The organism is Paracoccus endophyticus (assembly GCF_003286075.1).
Lineage (GTDB): Bacteria > Pseudomonadota > Alphaproteobacteria > Rhodobacterales > Rhodobacteraceae > Paracoccus > Paracoccus endophyticus.
Map to the genome: position 1 here is coordinate 66,825 of NZ_QLUV01000004.1, position 20,231 is coordinate 87,055.

At 70.7% G+C, this 20,231-nt stretch carries 22 protein-coding genes; 14 read left to right on the plus strand and 8 right to left on the minus strand.

Annotated features, from left to right (window positions below; genetic code table 11):
- Positions 1–301 precede the first annotated feature (301 nt).
- Both dprA and tldD read right to left on the minus strand, forming a co-directional pair.
- On the minus strand, positions 302–1,582 hold the full coding sequence (gene dprA / locus DPQ23_RS06640; protein WP_112873919.1) for a DNA-processing protein DprA: 1,281 nt from the start codon (positions 1,580–1,582) through the stop codon (positions 302–304).
- A gap of 92 nt (positions 1,583–1,674) precedes the next feature.
- Complete coding sequence (gene tldD / locus DPQ23_RS06645) at positions 1,675–3,093, minus strand: metalloprotease TldD (protein WP_112873920.1); 1,419 nt, start codon at positions 3,091–3,093, stop codon at positions 1,675–1,677.
- A 167-nt stretch (positions 3,094–3,260) separates the two neighbouring features.
- Here tldD and coxB point away from each other — a divergent pair, with 167 nt between their 5' ends.
- The 11 genes from coxB (at position 3,261) to DPQ23_RS06700 (ending at position 12,772) form a co-directional block, all read left to right on the plus strand.
- Positions 3,261–4,139 carry a cytochrome c oxidase subunit II gene (gene coxB, locus DPQ23_RS06650; RefSeq protein ID WP_112873921.1) on the plus strand — a complete coding sequence of 293 codons (879 nt, stop codon included), beginning with the start codon at positions 3,261–3,263 and terminating at the stop codon, positions 4,137–4,139.
- A gap of 5 nt (positions 4,140–4,144) precedes the next feature.
- Positions 4,145–5,083, plus strand: a complete 939-nt coding sequence (gene cyoE, locus DPQ23_RS06655; protein WP_420818568.1) for a heme o synthase — start codon at positions 4,145–4,147, stop codon at positions 5,081–5,083.
- Positions 5,083–5,340 carry a hypothetical protein gene (locus tag DPQ23_RS06660; RefSeq protein WP_112873922.1) on the plus strand — a complete coding sequence of 86 codons (258 nt, stop codon included), beginning with the start codon at positions 5,083–5,085 and terminating at the stop codon, positions 5,338–5,340. Before cyoE ends, DPQ23_RS06660 begins: the two co-directional genes overlap by 1 nt.
- Positions 5,337–5,927 carry a cytochrome c oxidase assembly protein gene (locus tag DPQ23_RS06665; RefSeq protein ID WP_112873923.1) on the plus strand — a complete coding sequence of 197 codons (591 nt, stop codon included), beginning with the start codon at positions 5,337–5,339 and terminating at the stop codon, positions 5,925–5,927. The genes DPQ23_RS06660 and DPQ23_RS06665 overlap by 4 nt, the downstream gene beginning before the upstream one ends.
- A gap of 27 nt (positions 5,928–5,954) precedes the next feature.
- Complete coding sequence (locus DPQ23_RS06670) at positions 5,955–6,755, plus strand: cytochrome c oxidase subunit 3 (protein ID WP_112873924.1); 801 nt, start codon at positions 5,955–5,957, stop codon at positions 6,753–6,755.
- A gap of 93 nt (positions 6,756–6,848) precedes the next feature.
- Positions 6,849–7,520, plus strand: coding sequence for an SURF1 family protein (locus DPQ23_RS06675; protein ID WP_112873925.1), 672 nt, complete (start codon positions 6,849–6,851; stop codon positions 7,518–7,520).
- Between the two features lie 9 nt (positions 7,521–7,529).
- The gene (gene thrC, locus DPQ23_RS06680; RefSeq protein ID WP_112873926.1) at positions 7,530–8,918 is read left to right on the plus strand and encodes a threonine synthase; all 1,389 of its coding nucleotides are present in this window, start codon (positions 7,530–7,532) and stop codon (positions 8,916–8,918) included.
- On the plus strand, positions 8,915–10,180 hold the full coding sequence (locus DPQ23_RS06685; protein ID WP_112873927.1) for a M16 family metallopeptidase: 1,266 nt from the start codon (positions 8,915–8,917) through the stop codon (positions 10,178–10,180). Before thrC ends, DPQ23_RS06685 begins: the two co-directional genes overlap by 4 nt.
- Positions 10,180–10,761, plus strand: coding sequence for a GNAT family N-acetyltransferase (locus DPQ23_RS06690; RefSeq protein ID WP_112873928.1), 582 nt, complete (start codon positions 10,180–10,182; stop codon positions 10,759–10,761). Before DPQ23_RS06685 ends, DPQ23_RS06690 begins: the two co-directional genes overlap by 1 nt.
- Before the next feature lie 66 nt (positions 10,762–10,827).
- Positions 10,828–12,222 (plus strand): FAD-binding oxidoreductase, encoded by a 1,395-nt coding sequence (locus tag DPQ23_RS06695; RefSeq protein WP_112873929.1) that lies wholly within the window; start codon positions 10,828–10,830, stop codon positions 12,220–12,222.
- A gap of 97 nt (positions 12,223–12,319) precedes the next feature.
- On the plus strand, positions 12,320–12,772 hold the full coding sequence (locus tag DPQ23_RS06700) for a PACE efflux transporter (protein WP_112873930.1): 453 nt from the start codon (positions 12,320–12,322) through the stop codon (positions 12,770–12,772).
- On the opposite strand, the gene DPQ23_RS06705 is transcribed toward DPQ23_RS06700, so the two are convergent.
- A complete protein-coding gene (locus DPQ23_RS06705) occupies positions 12,742–13,284 on the minus strand; it encodes an adenine phosphoribosyltransferase (RefSeq protein WP_112873931.1) in 543 nt (180 codons plus the stop codon). The two genes, DPQ23_RS06700 and DPQ23_RS06705, sit on opposite strands and share 31 nt — an antisense overlap.
- Positions 13,281–13,877, minus strand: a complete 597-nt coding sequence (locus DPQ23_RS06710) for a flavin reductase family protein (RefSeq protein WP_112873932.1) — start codon at positions 13,875–13,877, stop codon at positions 13,281–13,283. The genes DPQ23_RS06705 and DPQ23_RS06710 overlap by 4 nt, the downstream gene beginning before the upstream one ends.
- 187 nt (positions 13,878–14,064) lie before the next feature.
- Between DPQ23_RS06710 and DPQ23_RS06715 the strand changes: the two genes are divergently transcribed.
- Entirely contained in the window at positions 14,065–14,694 is a 630-nt protein-coding gene (locus DPQ23_RS06715) for a GNAT family N-acetyltransferase (protein ID WP_112873933.1), read from the plus strand.
- Positions 14,642–15,457 carry an EcsC family protein gene (locus DPQ23_RS06720; protein WP_112873934.1) on the plus strand — a complete coding sequence of 272 codons (816 nt, stop codon included), beginning with the start codon at positions 14,642–14,644 and terminating at the stop codon, positions 15,455–15,457. Before DPQ23_RS06715 ends, DPQ23_RS06720 begins: the two co-directional genes overlap by 53 nt.
- A 103-nt stretch (positions 15,458–15,560) precedes the next feature.
- On the opposite strand, the gene DPQ23_RS06725 is transcribed toward DPQ23_RS06720, so the two are convergent.
- A complete protein-coding gene (locus DPQ23_RS06725; RefSeq protein ID WP_112873935.1) occupies positions 15,561–17,105 on the minus strand; it encodes an ATP-dependent DNA helicase in 1,545 nt (514 codons plus the stop codon).
- 156 nt (positions 17,106–17,261) lie between these two features.
- Between DPQ23_RS06725 and DPQ23_RS06730 the strand changes: the two genes are divergently transcribed.
- Positions 17,262–17,570 carry a hypothetical protein gene (locus tag DPQ23_RS06730; protein ID WP_112873936.1) on the plus strand — a complete coding sequence of 103 codons (309 nt, stop codon included), beginning with the start codon at positions 17,262–17,264 and terminating at the stop codon, positions 17,568–17,570.
- Positions 17,571–18,040: 470 nt separating this feature from the next.
- On the opposite strand, the gene DPQ23_RS06735 is transcribed toward DPQ23_RS06730, so the two are convergent.
- The 3 genes from DPQ23_RS06735 to ccrA all read right to left on the minus strand — a co-directional run bounded on the left by DPQ23_RS06735 (position 18,041) and on the right by ccrA (position 20,149).
- Positions 18,041–18,313 (minus strand): hypothetical protein, encoded by a 273-nt coding sequence (locus DPQ23_RS06735; protein WP_112873937.1) that lies wholly within the window; start codon positions 18,311–18,313, stop codon positions 18,041–18,043.
- Positions 18,314–18,337: 24 nt separating this feature from the next.
- Complete coding sequence (locus tag DPQ23_RS06740; protein WP_112873938.1) at positions 18,338–18,730, minus strand: hypothetical protein; 393 nt, start codon at positions 18,728–18,730, stop codon at positions 18,338–18,340.
- A gap of 126 nt (positions 18,731–18,856) precedes the next feature.
- On the minus strand, positions 18,857–20,149 hold the full coding sequence (ccrA, locus tag DPQ23_RS06745) for a crotonyl-CoA carboxylase/reductase (RefSeq protein WP_112873939.1): 1,293 nt from the start codon (positions 20,147–20,149) through the stop codon (positions 18,857–18,859).
- Between the last annotated feature and the right edge of the window lie 82 nt (positions 20,150–20,231).

A 20,231-nucleotide genomic window follows, 5' to 3' on the forward strand; every position in this document is an offset into this window, starting at 1 on the left:
GGACCCGCGCGATTGTCGAACCGTTTGGAAGGGTATGTGATCTTGCAGAGGGGGCCGCGCGCGATGCCGCCTGCGGCGTTGGTCGCCGCGGCCTGACCCGGGCGGCAGGCCGGGCACCTCCGGGTCGCGTGGCAGCCTGATCCTGCGCCGCTTGCAGGCGGACGGCGTCGCGGACGGCCAAGGCCCCAAGGACGGGCGCCGTTCCGTCAACCCCGACGAGTCCCCGCGCCCATCAGGGTCGGGCCGGCTTTCGGGCCGACCCACGGGCCGTCCGTCTGTGCCTTGCGCCCGCCGGGGGGGATCAGACGGCCAGTGCGATCCGGCCGCCCGCCAGGCGCGTGATGCGGCCGTCGAGTTCCAGCGACAGGATCACCGGGGCAACGACCGCGGCGGCGACGCCCAGCGTGCGGATCAGCACGTTCTCGTCCGTGGGCGAGGGGCCGAGCAGTCCCAGCAGGCGCTGTTCCAGCGCCACCGGGCCGCCCGCATCCCGCGGGGCTGCGCGTGCAGGCGGGACGGCCGTCTTGCGATCGGCGTCGTGCGGGCGAACCGGGACGGCGGCGTGGGCCTCGGCGCCCTGGTCACCCGACCGAGCGGTGCCTGCCCCCGCCGCAAGGCGCGGCCGCGACGCCGGTCGCGCGCCCCGCGCGGCGCTGTGGACGACAGACGAGGCGACAGCGGCGCGGTCGGCCGCGGGCTCCAGCCCCAGGGCTGCCATGACGTCCTCGGCGTTGCGGACCAGCGTCGCGCCGTCCCGGATCAGCGCGTTGCAGCCCGACGCCCGGGCATCGATGGGATGGCCCGGAACCGCCAGAACCTCTCGCCCCTGGTCCAGCGCCAGCCTTGCGGTGATCAGGCTGCCCGAGCGGTGCGCGGCCTCGATCACCACGACGCCGCGGCACAGGCCGGACACGATCCGGTTGCGGGCCGGGAAATGGCGGGCCACGGGCGCGGTTCCGGGCGGCTGTTCGGTGATCAGGCATCCCCGGTCGGTGATCGCGCGGGCCAGCCCCGCGTTTTCGGCCGGATAGATCACGTCGATGCCGCCGGCCATCACGGCCACGGTGCCCTGTGCCTGCGACGCCTCGTGCGCGGCGGTGTCGATGCCGCGCGCAAGGCCCGCGACGACGGTCACGCCGGCGTCGGCCAAGGCCCCGGCCAAGCCGCGTGCCATCCGCAGCCCCAGCGCGGACGCGCTGCGTGCGCCGATCACCGCGACCAGCGGCCGGGTCATGCAGGACAGGTCGCCCGCGACCCACAGCACCGGCGGCGCATCGTCGATCCGCGCCAGGTCGGCCGGGTAATCGGGATCGTCCCAGCGCAGCAGCCGCGCGCCCGCGCGCTGCCCGGCGGCCAGTTCGGCCTGGGCTGCGCCGGGGGGGCAGGGGGCATAGTCGGCCAGTCCGGCCGCCGCCCCCAGCGCGGGCAGGGTCTGCAGCGCGGCCGAGGCCGTGCCGTGTTCCGCAATCAGCCGGTGAAAGGTCGCCGGCCCGACCCGCCGGGAACGGATGAGGCGAAGGACGGCAAGATCGTCTTCCCTCGTGGTGGGGGGGGAATGGAAAGAAAACAATCCGTCTTTCATCGCCCGGCCCTGTCTCATCCGCAGGGCCTGTGTGCACCGGCAATGGTTAAGAAGACGTTAGCGCAGGTCCCGAAAGCGCAGGGCCGCCCCGGTCAGGCGGCCGAGCCGCCCACCGTCAGGCCGCCGATCAGCAGCGTGGGCTGGCCCACGCCCACGGGCACCCACTGTCCCTGCTTGCCGCAGTTGCCGATGCCGGGGTCAAGGTGCAGGTCGTTGCCGATCGCGCCGATCCGCTGCAGCGCCGTCGCCCCGTCGCCGATCAGCGTCGCACCGCGAATCGGCTCCTCGGCCTGGCCGTTGCGGACGCGGTAAGCCTCGGTGCAGGAAAACACGAACTTGCCGTTCGTGATGTCCACCTGACCGCCGCCGAAGCCGACCGCGTGGATGCCGTCGCGCAGGCCCGACAGGATCGCCTGCGGATCGTCGGCGCCCGGCTCCATCAGCGTGTTGGTCATCCGCGGCATCGGCGCATGGGCAAAGCTTTCGCGGCGGCCGTTTCCGGTGGGGGCCACCCCCATCAGGCGCGCGTTCTGGCGGTCCTGCATGTAGCCGACCAGAATCCCGTCCTGGATCAGCACGTTGCGCGCAGGGGGCGTGCCCTCGTCATCGACGTTCAGCGAGCCGCGGCGATCGGGCAGGGTGCCGTCGTCCACCACGGTGACGCCCGGCGCGGCGATCCGCTGACCCATCAGCCCGGAAAAGGCCGAGGCCTTCTTGCGGTTGAAATCCCCCTCCAGCCCGTGGCCCACGGCCTCGTGCAGCAGGATGCCGGGCCAGCCGGGGCCCAGGACGACGTCCATCACCCCGGCCGGCGCGGGAACGGATCGCAGGTTCACCAGCGCGATGCGCAGCGCCTCGGCGACAAGGGCCTGCCAGTGGCCGGGGTCTATCAGCGCCGACAGCCCGAAGCGCCCGCCGCCGCCGGCCGTGCCCGTTTCACGCCGCGCGTTCGATTCCACGATGACCGAGACGTTCAGCCGCGCCATCGGACGGACGTCGGCGAAGACGTCGCCCTCGGGGCGCAGGATCACGACCTCCTGCAGGGACGAGGCGAGCGAGGCGCTTACCTGCACGACCCGCGGGTCCAGGGCGCGGGCATGGGCGTCGATCTCGCGCAGCGTGGCGATTCGGCGGGCCATGTCGATCCCCTCGACCGGATCGCCGTCGCCGTAAAGCTGCGGGCCGGGGCCGGCGGGCGGGGGGGCCATCACGCCGCCGCCGCAGCCCACCGCCAGCCGCGCCATCGCGGCCGCGTCGTCCAGCGCGTCCGCCGTGATCCGGGTGGAATGGGCGTATCCCGTGGCCGCGCCGCGCACGGCACGCAGGCCGAAGCCCTGCGCCGCGTCATAGCTGGCGTTGCGCAGCCGGCCGTCGTCGAAGGCCAGCACCTCGCTGCGGGCGCGTTCCAGGAACAGTTCGCCGTCGTCGGCGCCGGCCGTGGCGTCGCGCAGCACGGACAAGGCCCGGTCGGGGTCGATCAGGCGAGAAAACGGGTCGAATGGATCATGCATGCTGGGTCCCGGCCCTACGGCTTTTTTCCGGTCAAGTCGATAGCAGGCTTGTCCGGCTGGGCGAGATGTGGTTCTGGATCAGGGACCGAAAGGGGGGGCGGGAGGACCGCCTGTGGCCGCGTGCGAGTCGCACCCCCAGGCGATGACAGGATACGGGAAGGCGACGAATGGCAAACTGGGCAACGCGCGCTGCGGCAGGGCTGATCGGGACAATGGCGGCCGCCCCGGTCATGGCACAAGACATTCTGGGCGATCTGCCGGTCATCGGCCGCCCCGTGAACGGCGAGACGGGCTTTCAGCCGGCGGCCAGCCCTCTGGCGGTGGAACAGCAGTGGCTGGACAATTTCGTCCTGTACATCATCACCGCCGTGACGATCTTCGTGTGCCTGCTGCTGCTGTGGTGCATCGCGCGGTTCAACCGCCGCAGCAACCCGGTGCCCGCGCGCTTTACCCACAACACCCCGGTCGAGGTCCTGTGGACCGTCGTGCCGGTGATGATCCTGCTGGTCATCGGGGTGTTTTCGCTGCCCGCGCTGTTCCGGTCGCAGGAGATGCCCGAGAACCCCGACCTGGTCATCAAGGCCATCGGCCATCAGTGGTACTGGTCCTATGAATACCCCAACGACGGCATCGCCTTCGACGCGCTGATGCTGGCGAAGGAGGAGCTGGCGGACGCCGGCTACGAGGAGCAGGACTATCTGCTGGCGACAGACAACGCCGTCGTCGTGCCGGTGGGTGCGACGGTGCTGCTGCAGGTGACGGCGACGGACGTGATCCATTCCTGGGCGATGCCCGCGTTCGCGGTCAAGCAGGACGGCGTTCCGGGGCGGATCGCCCAGCTGTGGTTCCAGGCCACGCAGGAGGGCGTGTACTTCGGCCAGTGCAGCGAACTGTGCGGGATCAACCACGCCTACATGCCGATCACCGTCAAGGCCGTCAGCCAGGAGAAGTATGACGCCTGGCTGGCCGAGGCCAAGACGACCCTGGCCGCCGACGCGGGCGACGTCCTGCCCAAGCCGTCGGTGCGGCTGGCACTGGCCGACTGACCGGCGTGACGGACATCCGCTCATACGAACACGGCTCGGCCGCACAGTCCTGTGCCGCCGAGCCGCAGTTCGGCGACTATGTCTCGCTGCTCAAGCCCCGGGTCATGTCGCTGGTGGTGTTCACCGCCTTCGTGGGGCTGTTCGTGGCCCCGGTGCCGGTGGACCCCTTCGTCGGGTTCTGCGCGATCCTGTTCATCGCCCTGGGGGGCGGCGCGTCCGGCGCACTGAACATGTGGTACGACGCCGACATCGACGCGGTCATGCACCGCACCCGGCGCCGCCCGATCCCTGCCGGCCGCGTGGCCCCCGACGAGGCGCTGGGCGTCGGCCTGTTCCTGTCCGGGCTGGCCGTGGTCATGCTGGGGCTGGCCGCCAACTGGTTCGCCGCGGCGTTCCTGGCCTTCACCATCTTCTTCTACGCGGTCGTCTACACGATCTGGCTGAAACGCTGGACGCCGCAGAACATCGTGATCGGCGGGGCGGCGGGCGCCTTTCCCCCCATGGTCGGATGGGCCTGCGCCACCGGCGGCATCGGCATCGAATCGATGCTGATGTTCGCGCTGATCTTCTTCTGGACGCCGCCGCATTTCTGGGCGCTGGCCCTGTTCATGAAGGAAGACTACCACAGCGCGGGCGTGCCCATGCTGACGGTGACCCATGGCCGGGCGGTGACGCGGCGCCATATCTTCGCCTATACCCTGGTTCTGGCGCCCTTCGCGCTGTGGCTGGGGCTGACCTCGATCGGGGGGCCGCTGTATCTGGCGGTGGCGCTGGTGCTGAACGCGCTGTTCATCGCGGGCGGGTGGCGTATCCTGCGCCGGGACGAAACGGCGGCGCAGGCGGATGGCTACCGCGTGGAAAAGGCGTTCTTCCGCCTGTCGCTGATCTATCTGGCGGCGCATTTCGCCGCGCTGGCGATCCAGCATGTGATGGGGGGCCTGTGATGGGCATCGCGCATGAACACGACCTGCACCGTCGCCGGGGCAGCCGCAACGTCGGCCTGGCACTGGTCCTGGTGGCCTTCGTGGCGCTGGTCTTCGGCCTGTCGGTCGCCAAGATCCGCAACGGCGACCTGATGCAGGCGTTCGACCACCAGCCCCGCGTCTCGGTCCTGCCGGCCGACCCTGCTGCGCCTGCGCGCCAGCCTGCGTCGGTCCCGGTCATCTCGCCCGGTGTTCCGGCCCCACGGGTGACGCCATGACCGCCCCGGCAGCGCACAACGCGCGGCTGGTGCGCCGGCTGGTCGGCGTCGTCGTGCTGATGGGGGCGCTGGCCTGGGCGGCGGTGCCGTTCTATTCGTGGTTCTGCCGCGTCACCGGCTTTGCGGGCACGCCGCAGGTCGCCACTGCGTCACCGGACGCGGGGGACGTGCTGGACGAAACCGTCCGCATCCGCTTTGACGCCAACGTGATGCCGAACCTCGGCTGGACGTTCCGTCCCGTGCAGCGCGAGATGACGCTGCGCATCGGGGAAACCGGCCTCGCCTTTTACGAGGCGATCAACACCACCGGCGAGACGCTGACCGGCACCGCCAGCTACAACGTGTCGCCGGACGCGGCCGGCTATTTCTTCGACAAGATCGAGTGCTTCTGCTTCACCGAGCAGACCCTGGCGCCGGGCGAGCGGGTCGAGATGCCGCTGACCTTCTTCGTGGACCCCGCGATCGTGGCCGACCGCGACGCCGGCCGCATCCGCGACATCACGATCAGCTATACCTTCTTCCGGTCCGAGCCGACGAAATCGGCCGAGGCCAAGCTCGACGGGGCCGCGCCCCCTGCCGTAAACTGACACGACGACCCCGAGGAGACTGCCGACATGGCCCATGCCAAGAACCATGACTATCACATCTTGCAGCCCTCGCTGTGGCCGTTCATCTGCGCGATCAGCGTCTTTGCCATGCTGACGGGCGCCGTCCTGTGGATGAAGGCGGGGACGCCCTGGCTGTTCCTGATCGGCCTTGCGGGCGTGCTGTATGTCATGTGGGGCTGGTGGGCCGACGTGGTGCACGAGGGGCAGACGGGCGATCACACCCCGGTCGTCCAAATCGGCCTGCGCTATGGCGTGATCCTGTTCATCATGTCCGAGGTGATGTTCTTCGCCGCGTGGTTCTGGGCGTTCTTCAAGAATGCGCTGTACCCGATGGGCGAGATGTCCCCGATCAAGGACGGCGTCTGGCCGCCCGAGGGGATCGAGACGTTCGATCCCTGGCACCTGCCGCTGATCAACACCCTGATCCTGCTGCTGTCGGGCGTCGCCGTGACCTGGGCGCACCATGCGCTGGTCCACGAGAACGACCGCAAGACCGTGATCCGGGGCCTGATCGTGGCGGTGATCCTGGGGGTCTGCTTCACCATCCTGCAGGCCTATGAATACAGCCACGCCGCGTTCGGGCTGTCGGACACCGTGTACGGCGGCGTCTTCTACATGGCGACGGGGTTCCACGGGTTCCACGTCATCATCGGGACCATCTTCCTGCTGGTCTGCCTGGTGCGGTTCATGCGCGGGCAGATGACGCAGACCCAGCATGTCGGGTTCGAGGCGGCCGCCTGGTACTGGCACTTCGTGGACGTGGTGTGGCTGTTCCTGTTCGCCGCCATCTACATCTGGGGCCGCTGACCGGCCCTGGTCCGGTGCGGGCGCGCGGGGCGATGCCTGCGCGCCTTTTTGCGTGGCGGGGGCTTTCGCCGATCCATGGGGCAGGGGGCTAGGATGCGCCGCTATCTGGGGCCGCTGCTGTTCGGGATCGTCGGCTGCGCCATCCTGGTCGCCCTGGGCGTCTGGCAGTTGCAACGCGCCGAGTGGAAGGCGGGGCTGCTGGCCGACATCCAGCGCGGCATCGACGCCCCGCCCGGCCCGCTGCCCGCCGCCGTCGATCCGTCCCTGAAGTACCATCCCGTCACGGTGTCCGGCACGACCACGGGGGACGAGCTGCTGGTGCTGGGCGGAACCCGCGAATCCGGGGGCGGCTATCGCATCCTGTCCGGCTTTGTCACCGACGAGGGCCGCCGGATCATGCTCGATCGCGGCTTCGTGCCCGAGGATGCGCGCCACGCCCCCCGCCCGCCCACCGCGCTGCGGGTCGAGGGGAACCTGCACTGGCCGGACGAGACGGGCAGCGCGACCCCCGCGCCCAACCGGGCCGAGAACATCTGGTTTGCCCGCGACGTGCCCGCCATGGCCGCGGCGCTGGGCGCCGAGCCGGTGCTGGTCGTGGCCAGCCGCGTCACGGGCGACGCCCAGGGCGTGTCGCCGATCCCGGTTGGGATCGAGGGTATCCCCAACAACCATCTGGGCTATGCGGTCCAGTGGTTCGGCCTAGCCGTGGTCTGGGCAGGGATGACAGCGGCGCTGATCTGGCGTATCAGGCAACGCCGGTTCTAGGATCATTCGATGCGTTACATTTCGACCCGCGGGGCCGCCCCCGTCCTGCCCTTTGCCGAAACGATGCTGACGGGCCTTGCGCGCGACGGCGGGCTGTATGTGCCCGAGACGGTCCCGACGCTGTCGCCCGACCAGATCGCCGCGTTCGAGGGGATCAGCTACGAGGATGCGGCGTTCCGGGTGATGCAGCCCTTCGTCGCGGAAAGCTTTTCCGAAACCGAGCTGCGCGAGGCGATCCGCCGCGCCTATCAGGGGTTCGGCCATGCCGCCCGCGCGCCGCTGGTGCAGCTGGCCCCGGGGCATTTCCTGCTGGAGCTGTTCCACGGCCCGACGCTGGCCTTCAAGGACTTTGCCATGCAGCTGATCGGCCAGCTGTTCCAGATCGCGCTGGCGCGCGAGGGGCGGCGCGTCACCATCGTCGGCGCGACGAGCGGAGACACCGGATCGGCGGCGATCGAGGCGTTCCGGGGCCTGCCGAATGTGGACGTCTTCATCCTGTATCCGCACGGCCGGGTCAGCGAGGTGCAGCGGCGGCAGATGACGACGCCCGACGACGCCAACGTCCACGCGCTGGCCATTTCCGGCACCTTCGACGACGCGCAGGCACGCGTTAAGGACCTGTTCAACGACCACGCGTTCCGCGACGGCGTGGGCCTGGCGGGCGTGAACTCGATCAACTGGGCGCGCGTGCTGGCGCAGGTGGTCTATTACGTCACGGCTGCCGTCAGCCTGGGCGCGCCGCGGCGCGCCGTCAGCTTCACCGTGCCCACCGGCAACTTCGGCGACATCTTCGCGGGCTCGATCGCCCGCCAGATGGGCCTGCCGGTCGAGCGGCTGGTGATCGCCACGAACCAGAACGACATCCTGGACCGGGCGTTGCGGACCGGCACCTACACCGTCGGCCGGGTCGAGCCGTCGGTCTCGCCCAGCATGGACATCCAGGTCAGCTCGAACTTTGAACGCGCGCTGTTCCAGGCCTATGACGGCGACGGGCGTGCCGTGGCCCAGTTGATGGAGGCGCTGAAGTCGGGCGCCTTCACCATCAGCCAGGGGGCGCTGGACCGCCTGCGCGAGCAGTTCCTGTCGGGCCGCGTGTCCGAGGCCGAGACGCTGGCCGCCATCGCCCGCGTCCGCGCCCAGACCGGTCAGGTCGTCTGCCCCCACACCGCGGTGGGGATCGAGGTGGCCGACCGCACCCGCGTCGCCGGCACGCCGATGATCACGCTGGCGACGGCGCACCCGGCCAAGTTCCCCGACGCGGTCCACCAGGCCATTGGCATCCGCCCCGCGCTGCCCCCCCACATGGCGCGGCTGACTGAGTTGCCCGAGCGCGTGACGCGGGTTGAAAACGACGCCGAGGCGCTTAAGTCACTGATCTTTGAACGGAGAGCGGCTTGAGCGACGTCCAGATCACCACCCTTGCGAACGGCCTACGGGTCGCCACCCGGCTGATGCCCGGCCTGCATTCCGCGTCTGTCGGCGTCTGGGTCGAGGCCGGCGGGCGCGACGAGCGCGTCGAGCAGAACGGCATCGCCCATTTCCTGGAGCACATGGCGTTCAAGGGGACGGCGCGGCGCAGCGCATTGCAGATCGCCGAGGCGATCGAGGACGTGGGCGGCTACATCAACGCCTATACCTCGCGCGACGTGACGGCCTATTACGCGCGCGTGCTGGCGGGTGACGTGGGGCTGGCACTGGACGTGATCGGCGACATCGTGCTGAATCCGTCCTTCGACGGGCGCGAGATCGAGGTCGAACGCGGCGTCATCCTGCAAGAGATCGGGCAGGCGATGGACACGCCCGACGACGTGATCTTCGACTGGCTGCAAGAGGCCGCCTATCCCGATCAGGCGATGGGCCGCACCATCCTGGGCCCCGTGGAACGGGTGTCGGGGTTTTCCCGCGACGACCTGTCGGGCTTTGTCGCCGAGCATTACGGCCCCGGCCAGATGATCGTCGCAGCCGCCGGCGCGGTCGATCATGACGCGCTGGTGCGGCAGGCGGACACCATCTTCGGCCATCTGTCGCCGGTCATCGGCGCGCAGCGTGAGCCGGCCCGCTGGCAGGGCACCGAGCAGCGGCGGGTCAAGCGGCTGGAGCAGGCGCATTTCGCGCTGGCCTTCGAGGGGCCGGGCTATCTGGCGCCGGATTTCTATGCCGCGCAGATCTGGACGGCGGCGCTGGGCGGCGGCATGTCGTCGCGCCTGTTCCAGAAGATCCGCGAGGACCGGGGCCTGTGCTATTCGATCTTTGCCCAGTCGGGCTTTCATGACGACACGGGCATGGTCACGATCTATGCCGGCACCTCGGGCGACCAGCTGGCCGACCTGGCGCACCTGACCATCGACGAGATCCGGCGGTCCGCCGACGACCTGACCGAGGCCGAGGTGGCGCGGGCGCGCGCGCAGCTCAAGGCCGGGTTGCTGATGGGGCTGGAAAGCCCGTCCAACCAGGCCGAGCGCATCGCCCGCACGCTGGCGATCTGGGGGCGCGTGCCGGACGTGACCGAGGTGGCGGGCCGCATCGACGCCGTGACCGCGGCCGAGGTGCGCGACCATGCGGCCCGTCTGATCGGGCGCGCGCAGCCGGCGCTGGCGCTCTACGGGCCGGTCAGAAAGGCCCCCACGCGCGAGGCACTGGCCCAGAGGCTGGCCGCCTGATGTTTGCCCGGCGCCGTTCGCCCCGGTTGGAAACCGAGCGAATGGTGCTGCGCCTGCCCACGCACGGCGATTTTTCGGCCTGGACCACGCTGCGCGCGGACAGCCGCGCCTTCCTGACCCCGTGGGAGCCGGTCTGGCACGCCGACCACCTGTCGCGGCGCGCGTTCACCAACCGCGTCTACTGGGCGGGCCGCGCCAGCCGGGGCGGCACCGCCCTGCCGCTGTTCATGGTGCGGCGCGACGGCGTCCTGCTGGGGGCGATCACGCTGGACAACATCCGCCGCGGCCCGGCCCAGATGGGCACGCTGGGCTACTGGATCGGGGCGCCTTTTGCCCGGCAGGGATTCATGGGCGAGGCGATCGGCGCGGTCGTGGCCCATGCCTTCGGCCCGCTTGACCTGAGCCGGATCGAGGCGGCCTGCCTGCCCGAGAACGCCGCCAGCCGCGGCGTCCTGGAAAAGGCGGGCTTCAAGTACGAGGGGGTCGCGCAAAGCTTTCTGCAGATCAACGGGCGGTGGCGCAACCATGTGCTGTATGCCAGCCTGCGCGGCGACCGGCGCGGCCGGACCGATGCGCGCTAGGCCGCGCCGGGGGCTTCGCGCCCCCGGAACCCCCGCGGGATATTTTTGCAAGAAAGAAGGGGCACGATGCTGAACCCCGCCGACGACCGGCTGGCCGCGGCCTTGCCTGCGGGCGTGCTGCGCCCGGTCGAGGACCGCTATCTGGACGAGCCGCGCGGCCGCCATCGCGGTCAGGGCGGCCTTGTCGCCGCGCCGCGCAGCGTGGACGAGGTGGCGGCCATCGTGCGCGCCTGCGCGGCGGCCCGTGTCGCCATCGTGCCGCGTGGCGGCGGGACCGGGCTGGTCGCCGGATCGGTGATGCCGGACGGGCCTGCGCCGCTGATCCTGTCGCTGGAACGCATGGCCGCCATCCGCGCCGTCTGGCCGGACGAGGATGTGCTGGTGGCCGAGGCGGGCGCGACCCTGGCGGCGGTGCAGGACGCCGCCCGTGCGGCCGGGCGGATGTTCCCGCTGGCGCTGGCCAGCCAGGGCACCGCGCAGATCGGCGGCGTGCTGGCGGTGAACGCCGGCGGCACGGCGGTGCTGCGCTGGGGCAACGCCCGCGCCCTGTGCCTGGGGGTCGAGGCGGTCATGCCCGACGGCTCGGTGATCTACGACCTGAAGCGGCTGCGCAAGGACAACACCGGCTACGCCATCCGCGACCTGCTGATCGGGGCCGAGGGCACGCTGGGCATCATCACCGCGGCCAGCCTGCGGATGGCCCCGCCGCCCGCGGGCGTGGCGACCGCGATGCTGGCGGTGCCCGGCCCCGCCGCGGCGCTGTCGCTGCTGGGGCTGGCGCAGGCCCGCTTTGCAGGCTGCGTCACCGCGTTCGAGCTGATCGCGGGGCAGGGCCTGGCGTTCCTGGCCGAGGTGCTGCCCCACATCCGCCAGCCGTTGCCGGGGGCGGCGTGGTCCGTCCTGCTGGAACTGTCCCTGCCGCAGGGGCTGCCCCCCGACGAGGCGCTGGCGGGCCTGCTGGAGCAGGCGGTGGCCGCCGGGCTGGTCAGTGACGGGGCGCTGGCCCAGTCCGGCGCGCAGGCGGCGGCGTTCTGGTCGCTGCGCGAGCATCTGCCGGAGGCGAACCGCCGCATCGGCGCGATCTCGTCCCACGACGTCAGCCTGCCGCTGTCCGAGATCCCGCGCTTCATCGACGACGCGGGGGCGATGCTGGCGCAGATGGGGGACATGCGGGTGAACTGCTTTGGCCATCTGGGCGACGGCAACCTGCATTACAACGTCTTTCCCGCCGCCGGCCGCCCGCGCGAGGCCTATGACGCCCTGCGGCCGCAGGTGCAGCACGCCGTCCACCAGATGGTCGTGGACCGGGGCGGCTCGTTCGCCGCAGAACACGGGGTCGGCCGGCTGAAGGCGGCCGATCTGGGGCGCTGGGGCGATCCCGCGCGGCTGGCGGCGATGCGGGCGATCAAGGGGGCGCTGGACCCGCTGGGGATCATGAACCCGGGCGCGGTTCTGGGCTGAGTTGATTAGCGCCGTCGCCCGGCTTACATTGGCCGGTGAAGGACGACCTTCCCCGTCAAGGGCGGCATTCGGGACGGCCCGCAAACGAGCCTGTCCCATGCGCACGACCCTTGACCGCATCCGCCATGCCATCCTGTTCGAGCTGGTCGGCCTTGTGCTGCTGATCGGCGGGGGCGCGATCCTGACCGGCTTCGATGTCCATGCGCTGGGGGTGATCGGGGTCGTGTCGTCGCTGGTGGCGACGGCGTGGAACTATGTCTACAACCTGGCCTTCGACCGCGCGATGCTGCGGCTGCGGGGCAGCGTCATCAAGACCCACCCGATTCGCGCCCTGCACGCCCTGCTGTTCGAGGGCGGGCTGCTGGTCCTGCTGCTGCCCTTCGTCGCGTGGATGCTGGGCGTCTCGCTGTGGCAGGCCCTGCTGTTCGACCTGTCCATCGCGGCCTTCTACATCGTTTACGGCTACGCCTATAACTGGGCCTATGACCGGGTCTTTCCGGTGCCCGAGGCGCGCCGCCCCTACACGCCCTCGAACTCGCAAAGGGCGTGAACCTCGACGCCCAGCGCCTCGATCAGGGGGCGCCCGCCGAGGTCGGGCAGGTCGATGACAAAGGCCGCGCCCACGACCTCGGCGCCCAGGCGCCGGCAGAGGCCGATCGCCGCGCTGGCGGTGCCGCCGGTCGCCAGCAGGTCGTCCACGATCAGCACCCGCTCGCCCGGTCGGATGGCGTCGTCGTGGATCTCCATCACCGCCTCGCCGTATTCCAGCGCATAGGCTTGGCTGATGACGGTGCCGGGCAGCTTGCCCTTCTTGCGGATGGGCACGAATCCGGTGGACAGCTGGTGCGCCACCGCGCCCCCCAGGATGAAGCCGCGCGCCTCAAGGCCCACGACCTTGTCGATGTCCACGCCCGCATAGGGCGACAGCAGCTGATCCACCGCCATGCGGAACCCGCGCGCGTCGGCAAACAGCGTCGTCACGTCGCGGAACACGATCCCCTCGTGCGGGAAATCGACGATGCTGCGGATATAGTCCCGGACGGTCTTGTGCGGCCGCGTCATGGGCGGATCATCTCGAACGTGTCGGTCACGATGCAATAGTCGCGATAACCCATCCGTGCCAGCCAGCCGCCCTGCGACAGGTCGAACCGTCCGTCCCGCACGCAGTCGTCGCGCAGGTGGATGCCGGTGACGACGCCCAGGACGATGTGGTTGGCTTCGCCCGCCTGGCGGATGATGCGGGTCATGCGGCATTCCAGCGAGGCGGCGGCCTCGGCCACGCGCAGGCAGTCGATCGTCTCGCAGGGCACGGCAGTCACGCCGGCGGCCTCGAACTCGGACGTGCCGGCGGGCAGGGCGGCCGAGCTGGCGTTCACCGCGTCCTTCAGCGGGCCGTCCGCGATGTTGACGCAGAAGACCCGGCTTTCCGCGATCTGCGCCACGCTGTCCTTGGTGCCGGGACGGTCCGGCTTGACCCCGGTCGAGGCGAACATCACCTGCGGGGGCACATACGCCGTGGCGTTGAAGAAGGAATAGGGGGCCAGGTTGTCCCCCAGCCGCCCGCGGGTCGAGATCCAGCCGATCGGGCGGGGCGCGACGATGGCGTTCCAGGGATTGTGGGGCAGGCCGTGGCCGTTTTCGGGACGATAGAACATGGGGCCTCCGGCGGGTTCGCGGCATCCTGCCCGTGCGGGCGCCGCGCTGCAACCAGTCCGCCGCCGCAGGGCCCGGCAGGGGGGCACCAATCGGCGGGTCACGCGGTTTTGCCGTTCAATCCCCCCCGGCGCGATGCTAACCCGCGCCTGACTGCCCCCCCCCCGCTTGGCTGCGTTGCGAGGCCCGATGTACCAGCTTTGCCCCGAAACCGACGCCGACACGGCCGAGGTCGAGACCCTGCTGGACACGTGTTTCGGGCAGGGGCGCACGGCGCTGTCGTCCTATCGGCTGCGCGACGGGGTGCCGCCGGTGCCGGAACTGTGCCTGACCCTGCGCGGCGACGGCAACGCGATGGTCGCGGCGATCCGGTTCTGGCCGGTGCGCGTGGGCGACCGTTCGGCCCTGCTGCTGGGGCCTGTGGCGGTTCACCCGACCGCCCAGGGCGAGGGGCTGGGCGGGCTGCTGATGCGCGAAAGCCTGTCGCGCGCCGCGGCGATGGGCTGGTCGCGGGTCATGCTGGTGGGCGACGCGCCCTATTACGGCCGCTTCGGCTTTGCTCGGCTGGACGGGGTCGAGATGCCGCCGCCCACCAACCCCGACCGCGTGCTGGGTCTGGAACTTCGTCCCGGCGCGTGGGTTGGTCTGCGGGGCGCGGTGACGCGCGAGACCCGGCCCGAAGTGCTGGCCGGACTGGCCGAGATCGAGGACAGCCCCGACCTGCGCTCGGCCTGCACCGAGGTCGGCGTGACAAAGGACGATGCCCATGCCTGCACCGCGGATCACGCCCCGCCAAGCCATTCTGCCGCCCATCGATGACCCCGGCGTCCATGTCCAGATCGACAAGCTGGCGCGCCGCTATGTCGCGGCCGGGGGCCTTGGGATGGACGTGCTGGCCAGCATCGGCGGCAGTGCGCAGGGACTGATCGCGCGGCTGCCCGGCTTTGTCCGCAGCCGGCTGGACGACATCACGCTGGCCGGGCTGAACCGCGCCTTCGGGGCCGCCACCCGGTCGCGGCGGCTGGTGCGCGACCGCGGCGACTGGTTCAACCGGCTGGCGTCCACGGTGTCGGGGGCCGCGGGGGGCGTGGCGGGCCTGCCCGGCGCAGTGATCGAGCTGCCGCTGATGATCACCATGCTGCTGCGCGCCATCCTGGACATCGCGGCCGAACACGGGCTGGACCCCGAAAGCGAGGAGGTCAGGGCCGAGGCGCTGCGCGTCTTTGCCGCCGCGGGTCCGATGGCCGAGGATGACGGCACCGACCTGGGCCTGCTGGCCGCCAAGCTGTCGATCACCGGCCAGACCGTGCAGGGGCTGATCGCCCGCATCGCGCCGCGCCTGTCGGCGGTGCTGGGGCAAAAGCTGGCCGCGCAGGCGACGCCGCTGTTCGGGGCGGTGGCGGGGGCGTCGATCAACTATACCTTTGCCCGGTACTATCAGGAAATCGCCCGCGTGCATTTCGGGCTGCTGCGGCTGGCCAACGAGACGGGCCTGACGCGCGAGGCGCTGACCGAGGCGCTGACCGACCGGATCGAGCAGTTGCAGGACGAGCGGGCCGTCCGGCGCGCGCGGCGGGCCTAGGACCGCGCCGCGCCTGACGGGCGCATCCTGTCACGCGCGCCTGCCCCACGCGCCCGCCCCACGCGCGCGCCCCACCCACGCGCCCGGTCGTCCGGCTGCGGGCCTAGTCCTCGGTCATGGCCTCCAGCGCCAGGGGGGCGGTTTCGACCGTCAGGTCCTCGGTGCCCAGGCCGCGCTGCGGCCGCGCCAGGCGCGCGCGCGTCACCCACAGCAGCCGGTCCTGCGCGCGGGTGATGGCCACATAGGCCAGGCGCTTCCACAGCGGCAGTCCGGCCTCGACCCGGTTCGCCCAGGCGGCGGCCGAGATGTCGGGCGCAAAGACCTGCACGTCGGGCCACTGCGACCCCTGCGCCTTGTGGATCGTGACCGCCGCGCCGTGCAGGAAGGCCGCGCCCATGCGCGCGGCATAGGGGATGAACGGCTCGTCCACCTCGGGCGTCTCGATCTTGATGATGCTGGCGGCCGACAGCCGCGGCTCGTCGGCGCCGATCACGTGCAGGCGCGAAAAGCCGGGTTTCTTCCCCGGCCCCAGATAGATGACCTGCGCGCCCTTGATCAGGCCCCGCGCCTCCAGGTCGATGCGCTTCTTGCGATGCTTCAGCGGCAGTTCGATCCCGTCGCAGATCAGCGGCTCGCCGGGCAGCAGCGCATCGCCCGGCGCGCCATGTGCGGCGCGGAACGCCGTGATCAGGCGCACCCGCGTGGCGTTGCGCCAGACCAGCACGGGCGAGCGCGCCATCAGGTCGCTTTCCACCCGTTCCGCCCAGACCACGCGCGGGTCGCGCGCGGCTGCGTCGCGCACCAGCCGCTCGAACGCCGCGAAATCGACGTCCGGGTCGCCCAGCGCGTGGGCCAGGTCCAGGATCGGGCTGTCGTCGGCCTGCCGATGGACGCGGTGCAGCGTCAGTTTCTGCGGGGCGGCCAGCCGGTCGAACACCATTTCCCCCGACTGGCCCACGGGGGCGAGCTGCGCGGGATCGCCAAACAGGATCAGCACCGGGAAGATCTCGCGCAGGTCGTCGAACTGGCGTTCGTCCAGCATCGAGGATTCGTCGATCAGCCCGATGTCCAGCGGATCGTCGCGCCGTTTCCAGCCCTGAATGAAATCCGACCCCCGCAGCCCCGCCGCGGCCAGCGCGCCCGGGATCGAGCCGTGCTGGTCGTAAAACAGCTTGGCCCGGTCCATGGCGTCGTCCGCCATCCCCTCGATCACCGGGCGGGTGCCGGTGCCGGCCAGCCAGTCGGCCAGCTTTTCATACTCGGGGTCATAGACCGGCGTGTACAGGATGCGGTGGATGGTGGTCGCGGGAACGCCCCGCATCCGCAGAACGAAGGCCGCCTTGTTCGTCGGCGCAAGCACCGCCAGCGTGCGCGTGTCCTTGCGGCGGCGGGATTCGTAATCGCCGCCCACCACCTGCACCCCCGCGGCGCGCAGGGCGCGGGTCAGTTCGGCCAGCAACAGCGTCTTGCCCGACCCCGCCTTGCCCAGCACCGCCATGACGCGGCCCTTGCCGGGCTGGGCGGGGGCGATCTCCTCGGACAGCAGGTCGACGCCCGCGGCAGCCAGAACCTCGGCCAGGGCGTCCCACGCCTCGGCCTGGTCGGGGGAAAGGGCGGGCGGACCGGGACGGGTGGGGGCGGGCTGCATGCCGCATCCTAGCCGCCGGGACGCCAGCGGCAAGCAGGCCCGCAGGCGTGCGCGCCACCATCCCCGTGTCGATGCGGCGAAACCCCCGCGCCCGCACGGCGTTCCGTTTCGCATCAGACCCGGCCCCCGGCCCGCCAACGCAAGGAAAGACACACCATGAGAGACCGATACCGCCGCCCCGACTCGACCCTGCCCCTGCTGGCCCTTGCGGGGCTTGCCGCGCTGGTCGTGTCGTTCCTGCGCGACAGCCCGCCCCGCCGCCACGGTTCGGCACCGCGCCGCATCCCGGACGGGCTTGCCGCCATCGACCCCCGCGTCGCCGAGGGCACCGAGGCGCTGTCCACCCCCGGGTTCGTGCGCCCCGCCGGCGCCGAGGCGATGCGCGACCGGCCCCGCCGCTGGAGCAAGCTGGACGAGGAGATCGACGAATCCTTCCCGGCCAGCGATCCGCCCGGCAACTACTGAAGGCGCCCCTGCACCGGCCCCGCCGCGCCCTGCCGCAACGGCCGGCGCGGCCCCCTGCCAAGGCGCGCGCGCCGTGGCGTGCGGGGCAAGCGGGACCTGAACGGTGGCCGGGGACCAAAGCGCCGGGCCGTGGCGGGACACGGGTTCACGGCCCGACGGCGAAGGGAAACTAAGAAGCAGCCCCGACGATCACCGACCCGCCCATCGCCCGCACCGGCTGGACCCGCCACGACATTAACGGAAGGCCGAGCCTGTCGGGACCCACTGCCGGCGCAGGCATCCTGTTCCTGCCGACCGACGCGGGGATCGGCGGCCTCTGGCCGCCATTCGTCAGGGCGATCCTGACCGGACCCTTGACGTTTCAGTCGCACCGCTGTCGCGGGTCGTCTTGTCGTCCCGTTGCCCCGGCAGCGGCATCCCCGTCGTGATCCTGCCCCGATGCCGCCCGTGGGGGTCAGCGGGGCAGGGGATCAGCGGTGGATCCCGTGTTCCTTCAGCATCCGCCCAAGGTCGCGCACGATGATGCCGTTGATCAGCCAGTCGCCCACGATCTTGCCCTTGCCGATCGGCTCGACAACCATGCCGCCGGCCAGGTCGAACCGCGCGAGTTCGGTCAGAACCGCCGTCCGCATCGTGGATTCCAGTCGGGCGACCTGATCGTCGCTCAGGTCCAGCCCCTCGAGCGACACCTCCAGTTTGCGGGCGCCGCGTTCGGGTTTCCGGTCTTCGCCTGGGGGGTGCATGTCGTCTCCTCCTGTTGCTGTGGGTCACGGGAATGTCGGCGACGCTGCGGGCGGTTCCCGCTCGACGGCGACGTTGGTGATGACGGCGGGGCAGCGCAGGCACACCTGCTGCCCGTGCTGGGCGTGCCAGCGACAGGTGGCGCGGATGCCGCAGGCCGGGGGCTCTGCGACCCGGGCCGCGTGTTCCATCAGCGAGGCGCCGAAGCGGCAGTGGCCGTCCCAGTTCTCGCAGCCCGATTCGGCGCAGGGTCCGGCGAACCGGAAGCGGGCCTCGGGCGGGCCGCGTTCCGCGGCAGCGGCGATGAAGGCGTCATCGATCAGCAATGGCTCGGCCAGGATCGAAACCCCGCCCGAGCCATCCACCATGCCGATGAAAAGCGCACCCGGACGGGCGCGCGCACTGGGACAATGGCGCATGGCAATACCGCAAGAAGGTTGCATCTGTCGGTGCCGTCGAGTCTGAAGACTACCGCAACGCGAGGACTTGTCAACCATGCGGCGAGGCCGGGGCGCCCGGCCCCGGCCTAAACTGGGCTGCGGCCCTCAGGCCTTGCGGCCGGCCTCCAGCGCATCCTCGAACGTCCGCAGGCCAGTCGTCGGCGCCTGGACCAGCACCGCCATGTTGCCGGGCTTGTGCTCGTTGCGCATCATCTTGACATGGGCCTGCGGGATCTCGGCCCACGGGAAGACCTCGGACATGCAGGGGTCCAGCCGGCGTTCCAGCATCAGCCGGTTGGCCGAGGCGGCCTGCTTGAGATGCGCAAAGTGCGACCCCTGCAGGCGCTTCTGGTGCATCCACATGTAGCGGACGTCGAAGGTGCAGTTGAAGCCGGTGGTGCCGGCGCAGATCACCACCATCCCGCCCTTCTTGCAGACGAAGACCGACACCGGGAAGGTCGATTCGCCCGGGTGTTCAAAGACGATGTCGACGTTCTGGCCCTTGCCGGTGATGTCCCAGATGGCCTTGCCGAACTTGCGGACCTCGTTGAACCAGGTCTTGTATTCCTCGCTGCCGACCTTGGGCAGCTGGCCCCAGCAGTTGAAGTCCTTGCGGTTCAGCACGCCCTTGGCGCCCAGGCCCATGACGAACTCGCGCTTGTCCTCGTCCGAGATCACGCCGATGGCGTTGGCGCCCGCCGCGTTGATCAGCTGGATCGCATAGGACCCCAGGCCGCCCGAGGCGCCCCAGACCAGCACGTTCATGCCGGGCTTCAGCTCATGCGGCTCGTGCCCGAACAGCATCCGATAGGCGGTGGCCAGCGTCAGGGTATAGCAGGCCGCTTCCTCCCAGGTCAGGTGCTTGGGGCGGGGCATCAGCTGCTGGGCCTGAGCGCGGGTGAACTGGGCGAAGCTGCCGTCCGGCGTCTCGTAGCCCCAGATGCGCTGCGAGGGCGAATACATCGGATCGCCGCCGTTGCATTCCTCGTCGTTGCCGTCGTCCTGGTTGCAATGGATCACGACCTCGTCGCCGACCTTCCAGTTGCGGACCTTGTCGCCGACCTTCCAGACGATCCCCGAGGCGTCCGAGCCCGCGATGTGATAGGGCTGCTTGTGGACGTCGAACATGCTGATCGGCACGCCCAGTCCCGCCCAGATGCCGTTGTAGTTGACGCCCGCCGCCATCACGAGGACCAGCACCTCGTTGCTGTCGATCTCCCAGGTGTCCACGACCTCGACCTGCATCGCCTGGTCGGGTTCGCCCTGGCGGTCGCGGCGGATCGCCCAGGCATACATCTGCTTGGGCACATGGCCGAGGGGCGGCATCTCGCCGATTTCATACAGATCCTTGACCGGCGCGTCATACGGGGCGATCGAAGTCGGGGCATCCAGGGCCATCGGCATGTTCCTTGCAATCGTGCCGCGACGCAGAATCGCGGGCGTTCCAACGGCAGGGCTAATCTGCGGCACGCAACATTGC